Genomic DNA, 12407 nt, shown 5'->3' with positions numbered 1-12407 from the left:
CTAAAAATTAACCACAGCTACATTTCCCACCGCCACCACAGCCACCGCTATGAGAATCTAAATCGTTAGAGGGAACCTTAATTGAATCTGATACTGAATAAGCAATCGTTTCTGACATGACATGCAAAATATCATCTAATTCCTGCTCAGCTAATTTAAAGTTACGAACAGCCTCAAATTGCTCAAGCTCCTTTTCCACCTCATGCACACGGTCCTTTGCCTCGTGATAATTTGGATGGAAGTGTCCAAAGCGTTGTGTCTCTTCAAACAGTTCCTTTACACTTTCCAGCTTTTTTACAAGCTGTTGTATTTCAATATCATTATTGACCTGCTGCTTCCAAAATAAATAATTAGAAACGGCTGCTGACTCATTTATCATATCGCCTAATTCATAGGCGTAAGTTAACAATTCGGCCATATCAACCGTATTTACGGGTACGCTCATGAATTTCATCTCAATTCTATATCATTTTTGTCACTATAGACGGTATTATCATAACATATTGTTGCAGGAATCGGAATAAAAAGTGCTTACATTGTTAGAGTCAATATCAGGAACCAGCAGCTTAGCCCCATAACATTGCTTACTGGGGATAGATTGTAATGCAGGCTCTCCTTCACCAAAAGAAGGTATTACCCCTACTACACGCCAGCCATCCGATTCATCACAAATTTTGTTAGGAATTATAGATACCGTTTGATCCCCCCACTGTAGCTCTACTTTAATTTGCCACATTATCGCCTGCTCAATAAGATTTCTTAATGTAGAGAGATGATAGCTTGATATTTGCTGTCTCCACTTTAAAGGGACTGTATCAAAGTCAGGAAAATCTTGTGTGAAATCAGGTTCTTCGACTCCTACTTCATAAGTGGGGAGCTTAGGATTAGGCTCAACAAAACAAGCAACGTTAATCTTTCCACTTTGCAATCTACTTTTTGCAATATTTTTTGAGTTACTTTTTGTTTCGCTGCCCCCTAATGATGTGTTGTTTGCTTGATTTAGGTTAACTTCCCTTGTCCATTCAGCAATTGTCATCCTAATATGGGCTGGTAAATCGATGGGCAATCGCCAGCTTAAGCCAGATTCCAACGCAAGGCAATATTTACGTTTCGTTAATCGATATTGACTCATCACATCAAGACGAACACTTTCCGTCCACAGTTCTAACTCATAACGTGTGGCTAAAGGCACTTCAGGTGACACCAATATTTCAAAATCTGGCTGAACGGTAATAGATTGATCTAATTCAAATTGCTCCTCACGCCATCTAATTACTTTAACCGATGTATTTTGCACAAGTTTTCCTTGTTCCAGCCATCCACACTGAGCTAACACATATAACCAGCTATTTAACCACAACATTTGCTCTTCCTTTAGTCCAGTGGTGTCAGACTGCGGGAGTTGTAACTTTGAAGCTATTTTATCCAAAATACATATTTCCCCTTGCTGTACACGTGCACAAGTCAATAATGCTACAATCTGCTGCTGATATTTACGAGCAGGTACATAATTTTCACACAAAATAGTTAACAGTTTTTTATTTGCTGCTTTTAAATCCAGCTTTAACCACGTCTGTAAACCTTCGTCTTGAATTTTCCATTCGCCTGCTTCAAGCCGAAGAACCGACATTTTAACTAAAATATCTAGCATAAAGGCGATGCTAATCGGTAAATCCTCCTGTGTCGTTAACTGCAATTGCAAACCTGCAAGCTGTTTATCCTCAAATGGGGTGAGCTCTTTTAGCGCATGAATTGTTTTACGGAATAAATTTCCCTTATTAGTGCGAGTCAGCCCATTATAGTAAATCCAAGCTAACCAGTTAAGTATCCGATACATCAGACCTTCACCAGCATCCATTTCAATCACAATACTAAAGGGGTCATATGAAATCAAAGCCCCTGCCACCAATTCATTGGCAAGCATATCTAAGCTCTCTTCATGGATTCGCATCAGCACTTCACCAGATTTATTTTTTACAGTCTCTAGCTTCTCTTTACGTAGTAAAAAGGGAACTGCCGCTCGCAATTCCCCTCCACAAATGCCCAGTTCCATATTTCCTTCTAATTGGCTTAATCGAAATGGCAAACCAGCGTGCTGTAAAAATATTGCTCTTAATAACACTTCCATCAACATCATTCCTTTGAACCAACAATCTGATATTCATAACCTTGCTCTAATAAAAACAACTGTCTCTGAGCCGCAAACGCTTGCTCTTTCGTGTCTTCAGAAACAATAGAATAAAAATATGCCTCTAACCCTGTTTTTGGTCTTAAAATGCGCCCTAGTCGTTGTGCTTCCTCTTGTCGTGAACCATAGCTCCCAGAGATTTGAATAGCAACAGAGGCATCTGGCAAATTAACAGCGAAGTTAGCAATTTTGGACACGATTAATATTGAGATTTGTCCTTGCCGGTACGCTTCAAACAATTGATCACGCTCGAGTTGAGGCATGGAACCCGTAATGACGGGAGCTCCTAGCTCAGTAGCAATGTGACGAAGCTGATTTACATATTGTCCTATGATTAGTACTTGTCGATGTGGGTGTCGCTGAATAATCTCTTTAATAATTGATAGCTTTTGTTTATTTTCAGCCGCAAGTCTAAATTTAAATTTGGGTTCGCTCTGCTCATACCTTTGCCAATCCTCACTAGACATACCCACTCTAATTTCGTAGCATTTTGCAGACGCAATATACCCTTCTTCTTCTAGCTCACGCCAAGGCAAATCGTACCACTTGGGTCCAATTAGCGAAAATACATCCTTTTCACAGCCATCCTCTCGCACCAAGGTCGCTGTTAATCCAAGTCGTCTTGCTCCTTGTATATCAGCAGTTGCCCGAAATACAGGTGCTGGCAGTAAATGAACCTCGTCATATATAATTAGACCCCAATCACGTTGATTAAATAAATCAAGATGCACCCGTTCACCATTTTTTTGCTTTCGATACGTAAGCATTTGATAGGTTGAAACGGTTACTGGCATAACCTGCTTTTGCTGTCCAGAATATTCGCCAATCTGCTCTGGTGAAATCGTTGTTTTGGTCAAAATCTCATGTATCCATTGATGAACAGAGGTCAGATTTGACGTTAAAATTAATGTTTCACATTGTAGCTTTTCCATAACGGCTAGCCCAACAATTGTTTTTCCCGCACCACAAGGCATGACAATAACACCACTTCCCCTTGTATCCCCTTGACCTACAAATGTGTTTGATGCCTCCTGCTGATAAGAACGAAGTTGCCAATGTTGCCCATTTGCTAGCGTAGATTGCCATGAAAAAGTAAGGGGGGCGCCTTTATGATATCCTGCCTCATCCACAATAGGATAACCTTTCATTAGCATTTTCTGCTTTAAGACACCACGCACCTCACGATTTATTTCATACTGTCCTGGAGCAAGTTGTGTAACATTTGCACCAGGAATTGCTGCAATTTCATCCAAAGCAATCTGTGCCTCCGACTCATCTAAAGTACATTCCAAAGTTAGCTTATTGGCATCTAATTGATTTGAAAATAAACGTAACTTCCCGTGCCTTGTTATCCAGTTCACAATATTTTGGATCAAGCCACTTGGTACATTAAAACGAGAAATAGCCTGTAACACTTCAACCACTTTTACTCCCGTCCATCCATTTGCAGCAGCATTCCATACTGAAAGTGGGGTAATTTGATATGTATAATAAAAAGCCGGACTTTTCACTAATTCAGCGAATTGAATTAGCTCAAGTCTGACTTCTTCAAAGCGAGGATGTTGTTTATCCAGCAATACCGTTCCATCACGTTGTATCATTGCAGCACCCTTCATTGTCATTTTCATTCACTCCCAACCCTGATATAAATACTAGGTCGTGTCTCCCTAGTTTATGATTAGATTGAGAAAAAAAGAGGAAAATTATGCATGTTCTTGCAAATAACTCTCTGTGAGTGAGATCAATAGCCCCACTGCATGGAGCATCGCGTCCTCATCAAAATCAAATTTGGGATGATGGTGTGGATAGATAAACCCTTTCTCTTCATTTCCTGCGCCAACTAATATAAAGCAACCGGGAATATGCTGTAAATAATAGGAAAAGTCTTCAGCAGGCATAATAGGCTTACACATTTGTCCCGTTAGGCCTGATAAACTACCAGCAATCCTCATAAAGCGATTAAACTCACTTTCATGATTAACTAAGCAAGGATATCCTTCCGTATATTGAACATGTGCCTTCGCACCATATGCCTCGGCCGTATGCTGTGCTAGCTGATGAACTTTTTGTGAAATCGTTGCACGTACATCCTCATCAAAACATCTCACAGTCCCACCTAGCTTACTTTCCTCCGCAATCACATTTTGTGCTGTCCCCCCTGTAAAATATCCAATCGTAACGACAGAGGGATCCAGCGGGTCCACCGTTCGGCTTACCACTGATTGTAGCTGCATCACTAAAGATGCTCCCACTACAATACTGTCCACCGTAGTATGAGGCATCCCCCCATGCCCACCTTTACCTAAAATCCTAATCACAAATTCATCCGTAGATGCCATTAACGGCCCAGGTGCACTTTGAGCGATACCAAGCGGAATTGGTGTCCATAAATGCACACCATAAATCACGTCCACCCCTTCTAAAACCCCAGCCTGTATCATTGCATTTGCCCCACCCGGAAAGATTTCCTCTGCGGGCTGAAAAATAAGTCTTACTTTCCCCTGTAGATTCGCTTTATGTTTTACAAAATATTTAGCAATGGCTAATAACGTTGCAGTATGCCCATCATGACCGCACGCATGCATGACGCCTTTAACCTTTGATGCATAGTCACACGTCTTTTGATCCTGTATTTCTAAAGCATCCATATCTGCACGTAAAGCTACCGTTGGTCCAGCCTGATCTCCTACGATGGTTGTCCAAAGTCCATGACTGCCCTCCATCAACTGTACCTGCAAGCCTAAAAGCTCAAGTTGGTCCTTCACAAACTGCGATGTATTACGCTCTGTAAATGATAGCTCAGGATTTTGATGCAAATAACGTCGATGCTCTACCATCTCAGGAAATAACGTCAATAATTCCCCTTGATCCATTCACTCATTCATCTCCTATTTTAAAATTGGTGCTAAATACGCCATAACTATCCGCTTCTAGTCATTCTATAAATATTGTAGCTAGATACATAAAAAAAAGATAGCTTGCTTGCACAAGCGCCCTAAAAATACTATCATGAACATAGAGCTTTTAGGGGGGGAATTAATGAATAAAAAAAGTCAAAATCAAACCGAGCTACGACGTGGAACCCCCGATTTTCAACTATTAATTTTAACAATTTTATTAGTCGGGTTTGGGATTGTCATGGTGTTTAGCTCCAGCTCTAGCTTTGTGTTTGGAAAATTAGATGCCATGTATTATACAAAACGCCAAATTTTATTTGCTGGATTTGGACTTTTGGTCATGTTGATTACAATGAATATTCCTTATCAAAAATTCAAAAAGCTGTTTGCACCTTTTTTCATTTTATCAATTTTATTACTTATGATCGTGCCTTTTTCGCGGTCTATTGGTGGGGCAAGTAGTTGGTTAAGATATGGTAGTTTCGGGCTTCAACCTACAGAGATTGCCAAAATTACAACCATCTTATATTTATCTGCTCTCATTTCAAAAAAAGGGGAACGATTCCGTGATTTAAAAACAGGTTTTGTACCTGTTATGGTGATCGTCGGAGCTGTTGCTGGTTTAATTATGAGACAACCGGATTTAGGATCCTGCTTTATTTTAGTTGCTACGGCCGGCATTATTATTTTTGCTGGTGGTGCAAATCTCAAGCATATCATGGCGTCAATTGGACTGTTAATAATAGGAGCTAGTATTGTTTTAGGTGCTAAAGCATTATGGGATAAAATTAATCCGCCTGAGGTCGTTAGTTCTAATTATAAACTTGGACGTATTCAAGCCTATCTTGATCCTTGGCAAGATACTCATGACACAGGTTACAACCTTATTCAATCACTCACCTCGATTGGACATGGTGGTTTAACTGGGACAGGCTTTGGACAAGGGATTCAGAAGCTTCATTATCTTAAAAACCCACATACAGACTTTATTTTTGCAGTAATTGGAGAAGAGTTTGGCTTTATAGGAACAGCTTTGTTTATTTTATTTTACTTATATTTTATTTGGCGAGGGATATTAGTTTCTTTACGTTGCCCTGACGCCTTTGGTACTTTAACAGGGATCGGTATTATGGGATTAATTGCGATACAAGCCTTTATAAATATTGGTGGAGTGACAAGAACGATCCCACTGACTGGGGTTACATTGCCGTTTATTAGCTCAGGTGGCTCCTCACTTGTCACGATGATGTTAGCGATGGGAATTGTGCTTAGCATTTCACGCGTATCGCAGGTTTCTGTTAAAAAGGAAAAAACAAAATCAGTGGTTGTCACTGATGGCCGCACCCCATTACCTAAAATAAGTCGGATTCAATAGGTGAAAAAGCATGCTATCTACGAACTGCAAAAAAGAGGAATAAAGCAAATTTGCTTTATTCCTCTTTTTGTTTTGTTTTTAACTTTAAGCTTTTACAAATTAAAACTCATCGTCTTTAAAGGATACCCCTTCAACTTTTACATTAACTTCAACGACCCTAAGGCCAGACATGCTCTCCACAGCTTCACGAACATTTTGTTGAAGCATTCGACATACTTCATGTATAGGTGTCTCATATAATACAATAATTCTCAAATCAATCGCAGCCTCAGATTGACCTACCTCAACTGAAACGCCTTTTTGAACGTTTTTACCGCTTAAGCGTTTAGCCCAGCCTTCTGATAATCCGCCAGACATTGCTGCAATCCCTGGTGTTTCCAAAGCAGCCATTCCTGCAATTTTGGATACAACATCATCAGAAATTTTTATCGTTCCGATCTCTAACTGCATTTGCTCGGCCATGGTCATTCCTCCTTCAACCTCATATTACTCATTGTAAAACGTTAATCAAGTTAAAGCAAATATAATGCGTAGACCAAAATATATTTTTGATCTATTATATTCAGCAGAAGTGTTGGTTATATTGATGTAATACTAAAGTTAAGTATGAATCATAACCTCTTTGCATAATATATCAATGCTCAATTTTATAGGTAAGGATGTTAGAACATGAGAAAAAAATGGTTTCCTGTGCTTATGTTTTTATTTTTTGCAGCTAGTGCAATTGGACATTATGCCCATTGGTCGCCTACACTACAGTTTGCGATCTCATCCATCGCCGTTATCTTTGTAGCGGGATTTTTAGGAAAATCAACAGAAAGTGTTGCACATTATGCTGGACAACGATTAGGCGGATTCCTAAATGCTACGTTTGGTAATGCTGCTGAATTGATTATTGGGATTATGCTTGTACGTGAAGGATTATTTGATATGGTAAAGGCAAGTATTACAGGCTCGATTATCGGAAACCTTTTACTTGTATTAGGTTTAAGCTTGCTTGCCGGTGGGTTAAAGCATAAAGTTCAACATTTTAATGTGTCGTTAGCTGGTATGAACGGCTCTCTAATGATTGTTGCTATCATCGCCTTATTTGTACCCGCTATCTTTTTACATACACATGTGATGAATGAGCAACATGGCACCACTCTTAGTTTAATTGTGGCAGGAATACTCATTGTCGCTTATCTATTGTGGTTAATCTTCTCTATGATTACGCATAAAACCTATTTAGCTGACGAAGTAGAGGAAACTAACTCCACAGGGCAAAACCCTCAAGAGGAGCAGGAACACGCACCTTGGTCAAAAAAACGCTCAATTTTATATTTGATTATTGCAACAACGATGGTTGCATTTGTGAGTGAATGGCTGGTTGGAACGTTAGATTCATTTACTGCAAAGTTTGGATTAAGCGAAATATTTGTAGGTGCGTTTGTCGTTGCGATTGTAGGGAACGCAGCAGAGCATAGCGCGGCGATTTTATTAGCAATGAAAAATAAAATTGGCGCAGCCGTTGAAATTGCTGTGGGCAGCAGCTTGCAAATTGCTTTATTTGTTGCTCCAGTGTTAATATTTGTGAGCCATTTATTTGGCAAGCCAATGGATATTTTATTTACGGTGATTGAGTTAGCGGCGATTGGCGTGTCCGTTTTCATCGCGAAGTCTATTATTCAAGATGGTCAAACGAACTGGTATGAGGGTGTATTGCTCATCGCAGTATATGCGATTTTAGGCGTATCCTTTTACCTTGTATAAACAACACACATATGATAAAAGAAGCGTATGCCACGATGAGGCATACGCTTCTTCACTTGTATATAGACCTAATGGGCTGTCCCAAAATAGGCTACATCTTTTTTTTATTCATCACTTCATAAAGCACAGCCAAATTACGCTCTAGCTTGCTTATTAAGCTTTTCCCTACGGATTCCTCAACAAGACCAATACGAATAGCGTAATCGACTTGTCTGGAGAAGCCATACATCTGAGTATCCAGTACCTCCTCATAGAGAGGACAATAACGTGTGGCCAAGTTCTCCATCTGCACTTCGATTAGCTTCTCTATTTTTTGAGCATCTTCCTGCAGAATTGTTAATGCTTTAAGACTCATTGGCTCCTGCAATTCAGATGAAGTCATGTTTTTCCCCCCAATCCAAAGTCGTCACTCTTCAACTCTATTCTTAATATTAGACCAAAATGAATATCAATACAAGAATTTATGTTATATAAAAAACCCTCACTTATTAAAGTGAGAGTTTTGGACATACATTCATTGTTATTCTGCTACGATTTTTACATCAAGTCCATGTTTAGCGAAGGCTGCGGATACTGCTGCTTTTGCTTCATCTGCGTCTGGTCCATGTACATGCAATTCATAACTTTGTGAACCTACCAATGTAGTGAATAATCCTAAGATACTTTTCACATCAATGTATTTGTTGTCTGCTTGTAGCACGATTGAGGAAGTAAACTTACCCGCGATTTGGGCAATTTCAACTACCGCTTCATTATTTGTAGCCATACATAAATCCCTCCGTATCAACATTGGAATAAATCTAATCTTATGATACCTTGAAACTCTTATCTAGGCAAGGTATTTCTCCCCTATTTTAAGTTTTCAGGATTTAAACCACTCAATTCAGGAATTACAAAAATTCCATCTTTTCGAATTAACACATCATCAAAATAAATTTCGCCGCCTCCGTACTCAGGACGCTGAATTAAGACTAGATCCCAATGGATCGAAGAACGGTTCCCATTATCCGCTTCTTCATACGCCTGACCTGGTGTGAAATGGAAGCTACCAGCAATCTTCTCGTCAAACAAAATGTCCTTCATCGGATGCAAAATATATGGATGGAAACCAATTGCAAACTCTCCGATATATCTTGCTCCCTCATCTGAGTTCAAAATTTCATTAATTCGTTCTGTATTATTACTTGTTGCTTCAACAATTTTACCCTGCTCAAATTTAAATACAACATTTTCAAAGGTAACACCGTTGTATAGAGACGCAGCATTGTAACTAATTTGTCCTTCAATAGAGTTGCGTACAGGTGCAGTGTACACTTCGCCATCAGGAATGTTACGTTTGCCTGAGCATTTCACAGCGGGGATCCCTTTAATTGAAAAGGATAAATCCGTGCCCGGCGCCACAATTCTTACTTTATCAGTTCGCTCCATAAGCTGCTGTAAGGCATCCTGAGCCTTGTCCATTTTCGCATAATCTAAATTACAAACATCAAAATAAAAATCCTCGAAGGCTTCAGTACTCATATTAGCTAACTGAGCCATACTTGCATTAGGATAACGGAGAACTACCCATTTCGTTTTCTTCACACGTTGCTCACTATGTACTGCATGCCAATAAAGTGAGTTATACAATTTCATTTTTTCTTCAGGTACATCTGATAAATCATTGACGTTAGAGCCTGCACGAATACCGATATAAGCATCCATCTTTTGCATACGGATCAGATCATAGTCTGCCCATGTTTTAATTGCTTCAGCCGAAGCAGATTTTAATAAAGAACGTTGAACAACACGATTAGAAAGCTCAACAAACGGATTGCCGCCCTTTTTTCCGATTTCCTCTACGATTGCATTTAATAAATCAAATTCCTCACCAATCATTTCAACTAACACATTTTCACCTGGCTCAAGATCGATGGAATAATGAACAAGATTATGGGCTAAGGTAGCTATTCTTGGATCTTTCATTTTTTGTCTGCCTCCTAATCATACACTTTGAACATTGGTTAATTCTTTAATTCATTGTAGCACTAAAAATAAAAAAATTGAACGTTCAGTTTAGAACGTCCAATGTAGTAACTAGTATTTTTTTACAGTCTCTTCGCCATTTGTGATTGATTCCGTCCGCTATTTTTCGCATGATATAATGCCATATCCGCTTGATAAAATAATGTTTCTACGCTTCTCGTCTGCTCATGATGGCTCCAATCTGCTATTCCGCAAGATACAGTAACCGCTGGCTCTGTATTTGTGGCCACCCGAAGACGAATCGCTTCAGCAATTTGAAACCCATTATACACATCTGCCCCAGGCAGGTATACTGCCAGCTCCTCCCCACCCCAACGAGCAGCAATATCACTTTTACGAATCGAATTTTTAATAATGGTACAAACCTGTTTTAAAATTTTGTCACCAATCTGATGCCCGTAAGTATCATTTACTTGTTTGAATTGGTCAATATCTATGAGAATTAACGAGCCATTTATATCCTTGCCTTGATGCTCCTGTATGACCTCATCCACAAAATGCCTTGCAAACAATCCAGTCAACATATCCTGGTTCGCAATTCTTCGCACCTCTGCATGTAGTGAGGCATTAGCAACAGCAAGACCGATATGCGACGCTAACAATTGAAGCAGCTTAAAATTGTCATATGAAAAGAAGTTTTCCTCAGTGTGAGACAGCATTACGACTCCATTTACCTCACCTCTTGTAATGAGTGGAGCAGCAATCAGCGAACGAGAGTTGGTTTCTTCCATTAATTTAGAGGTAATCTGGTTGTAGGAGGCATAGTCATACAAAATGATCGCTTCTCGTGTGGAATGTACTTGCCCACTATAGCCATAGTCGACTGGAAATAGATTATTTTCAAGGGATGGAACATTACAGGACATGACTTCCATTATATTTTTGGTTTTATCAACCTGTGTAATACAACAATATTTTGCTTTAAAAATAGTCATTAATTCATCTGTAGCATATTTAAAAACCTCGTTCAATTGCAAGCTCTGATTAAACCGCTTCGTGACCTCATTAATTAATCTTAATTCATCAACTAGTGCATTGGATTGCTCATAAAGCTTTGCATTCTCAAAAGCAATTCCTGCTGTATCAATTAACATACTCATTAACTGTAAATCTAAATCTTCAAATAATTCACAGCACTCAATCATATGAAACACGCCATATATGCCTTGTTTTCCTACAAAAGGAATTGCAGCCTCCACTTTAGCGGCATGATCAGCACCTGCTAGTGGTCGCTGTAATATTGTTCCTTCTGTATATGCACGTACACATAGCGAATTGCTTTCTTGGAGCAGCAAAGATTTGACGCGAGGGTCATTGCTTGGGTGGTCCTGAGACATAAATAGCTGAATTGACGCAGATGGGAACAACTCTTCCACACGTTCAAATGTTTCTGCTAGCACAGAATCCACATCAATTTTATCATGTAGGTTTTGAACAATTTTAAAAAGTGCCGCTCTTCGATTTTCATCTCGTTTGGCTTGTTTCTCATATTGCAATAAATCAGTAACAAACAAATTTTCAAAATTAGTATAAAAACAACTTTGGAAATGCTGTGCCCCTACCTTTACCATAAACTCAGGGGATAGACCTTCTAGCTTCCTCTCCCAAAAGCACACTAAAACAGCAAACGGCTCATCAGCGATACGTGTAGTAATTGGGAGGGCAATCCAAGATGCATATTGTGTATACTCTGTAATAGGTGTCTGCTGTTCAATACATTGTTTAACGAGTTCACTAACAAGTAGAGTGTCCTTTTCTAATAAAGGCGCTTGCAAATCATCCTGAATGATTTTACCGGTGGTATTAGCAATATACCACTTGGTACCCTCTAGCTGATATAACTCACTAGCTTGTTGCTTCCAGAAGTTAAAGCTATTTCTCAAAAGTGATTCTATATAAGGATAATCATGCTTAGTGATATCAAGCCCATTAAGCCAAGTTGTCTTATCCCCCAAATTATTTATTGGCGGCAAAGGATTGCTTGTATTCACTCTACTGTTCATAGAGCCCTCCCGTAACTGTTTTACCATAAAAAGCTCCTTCTCACTCCTATTTGTAAGCAGTGACTAACTACGTTCCAAGCCTTTTGTGTAATTTATCGAAAGCACTACATAAAACTTTGCCTGCCAAATTCTCATCGTAGTTACGAATCAATTGATGTGCATACGAA

At 39.3% G+C, this 12407-nt stretch carries 11 protein-coding genes; 2 read left to right on the top strand and 9 right to left on the bottom strand.

What is annotated here, in order from left to right; genetic code table 11:
- Positions 1–7 precede the first annotated feature (7 nt).
- The 4 genes from J2Z32_RS05410 to J2Z32_RS05395 form a co-directional block, all read right to left on the bottom strand.
- Complete coding sequence (locus J2Z32_RS05410) at positions 8–445, bottom strand: YlbF/YmcA family competence regulator (protein WP_210088140.1); 438 nt, start codon at positions 443–445, stop codon at positions 8–10.
- A gap of 48 nt (positions 446–493) precedes the next feature.
- The gene (locus tag J2Z32_RS05405; protein ID WP_210088139.1) at positions 494–2128 is read right to left on the bottom strand and encodes a hypothetical protein; all 1635 of its coding nucleotides are present in this window, start codon (positions 2126–2128) and stop codon (positions 494–496) included.
- A gap of 5 nt (positions 2129–2133) precedes the next feature.
- On the bottom strand, positions 2134–3810 hold the full coding sequence (locus J2Z32_RS05400) for a DNA repair helicase XPB (protein WP_210088138.1): 1677 nt from the start codon (positions 3808–3810) through the stop codon (positions 2134–2136).
- An 81-nt stretch (positions 3811–3891) separates the two neighbouring features.
- Positions 3892–5061, bottom strand: a complete 1170-nt coding sequence (locus tag J2Z32_RS05395; RefSeq protein WP_210088137.1) for an amidohydrolase — start codon at positions 5059–5061, stop codon at positions 3892–3894.
- Between the two features lie 166 nt (positions 5062–5227).
- Here J2Z32_RS05395 and ftsW point away from each other — a divergent pair, with 166 nt between their 5' ends.
- A complete protein-coding gene (gene ftsW / locus J2Z32_RS05390) occupies positions 5228–6460 on the top strand; it encodes a putative lipid II flippase FtsW (RefSeq protein ID WP_210088136.1) in 1233 nt (410 codons plus the stop codon).
- Positions 6461–6559: 99 nt separating this feature from the next.
- Here ftsW and J2Z32_RS05385 read toward each other — a convergent pair whose 3' ends face one another.
- Positions 6560–6922, bottom strand: a complete 363-nt coding sequence (locus J2Z32_RS05385) for an Asp23/Gls24 family envelope stress response protein (protein ID WP_210088135.1) — start codon at positions 6920–6922, stop codon at positions 6560–6562.
- Between the two features lie 207 nt (positions 6923–7129).
- Here J2Z32_RS05385 and cax point away from each other — a divergent pair, with 207 nt between their 5' ends.
- On the top strand, positions 7130–8212 hold the full coding sequence (gene cax, locus J2Z32_RS05380) for a calcium/proton exchanger (protein WP_210088134.1): 1083 nt from the start codon (positions 7130–7132) through the stop codon (positions 8210–8212).
- A 91-nt stretch (positions 8213–8303) separates the two neighbouring features.
- Here cax and J2Z32_RS05375 read toward each other — a convergent pair whose 3' ends face one another.
- From J2Z32_RS05375 to J2Z32_RS05360, 4 genes are all read right to left on the bottom strand, one after another.
- Complete coding sequence (locus tag J2Z32_RS05375) at positions 8304–8594, bottom strand: Fpa/YlaN family protein (RefSeq protein ID WP_210088133.1); 291 nt, start codon at positions 8592–8594, stop codon at positions 8304–8306.
- Between the two features lie 138 nt (positions 8595–8732).
- The gene (locus J2Z32_RS05370) at positions 8733–8978 is read right to left on the bottom strand and encodes an HPr family phosphocarrier protein (RefSeq protein ID WP_210088132.1); all 246 of its coding nucleotides are present in this window, start codon (positions 8976–8978) and stop codon (positions 8733–8735) included.
- An 83-nt stretch (positions 8979–9061) separates the two neighbouring features.
- The gene (locus J2Z32_RS05365) at positions 9062–10177 is read right to left on the bottom strand and encodes an aminopeptidase (protein ID WP_210088131.1); all 1116 of its coding nucleotides are present in this window, start codon (positions 10175–10177) and stop codon (positions 9062–9064) included.
- A 122-nt stretch (positions 10178–10299) separates the two neighbouring features.
- Positions 10300–12240 (bottom strand): sensor domain-containing diguanylate cyclase, encoded by a 1941-nt coding sequence (locus J2Z32_RS05360; RefSeq protein WP_245251207.1) that lies wholly within the window; start codon positions 12238–12240, stop codon positions 10300–10302.
- Positions 12241–12407 lie beyond the last annotated feature (167 nt).

Source organism: Paenibacillus turicensis, from assembly GCF_017873435.1.
GTDB classification, from domain to species: Bacteria; Bacillota; Bacilli; order Paenibacillales; family Paenibacillaceae; genus Fontibacillus; species Fontibacillus turicensis.
The sequence above is the reverse complement of the archived record's forward strand: the minus strand, read 5'-3'. Positions and strand labels throughout refer to the sequence as shown.

Excerpts from the sequence above, each read along its gene's own strand:
- J2Z32_RS05400 (WP_210088138.1), bottom strand. The coding sequence starts at position 3,810 with ATGACAATGAAGGGTGCTGCAATGATACAACGTGATGGAACGGTATTG.
- J2Z32_RS05385 (WP_210088135.1), bottom strand. The coding sequence starts at position 6,922 with ATGGCCGAGCAAATGCAGTTAGAGATCGGAACGATAAAAATTTCTGAT.
- J2Z32_RS05405 (WP_210088139.1), bottom strand. The coding sequence starts at position 2,128 with ATGGAAGTGTTATTAAGAGCAATATTTTTACAGCACGCTGGTTTGCCA.
- J2Z32_RS05395 (WP_210088137.1), bottom strand. The coding sequence starts at position 5,061 with ATGGATCAAGGGGAATTATTGACGTTATTTCCTGAGATGGTAGAGCAT.
- J2Z32_RS05360 (WP_245251207.1), bottom strand. The coding sequence starts at position 12,240 with ATGAACAGTAGAGTGAATACAAGCAATCCTTTGCCGCCAATAAATAAT.
- J2Z32_RS05370 (WP_210088132.1), bottom strand. The coding sequence starts at position 8,978 with ATGGCTACAAATAATGAAGCGGTAGTTGAAATTGCCCAAATCGCGGGT.
- J2Z32_RS05375 (WP_210088133.1), bottom strand. The coding sequence starts at position 8,594 with ATGACTTCATCTGAATTGCAGGAGCCAATGAGTCTTAAAGCATTAACA.
- J2Z32_RS05365 (WP_210088131.1), bottom strand. The coding sequence starts at position 10,177 with ATGAAAGATCCAAGAATAGCTACCTTAGCCCATAATCTTGTTCATTAT.
- ftsW (WP_210088136.1), top strand. The coding sequence starts at position 5,228 with ATGAATAAAAAAAGTCAAAATCAAACCGAGCTACGACGTGGAACCCCC.
- J2Z32_RS05410 (WP_210088140.1), bottom strand. The coding sequence starts at position 445 with ATGAGCGTACCCGTAAATACGGTTGATATGGCCGAATTGTTAACTTAC.
- cax (WP_210088134.1), top strand. The coding sequence starts at position 7,130 with ATGAGAAAAAAATGGTTTCCTGTGCTTATGTTTTTATTTTTTGCAGCT.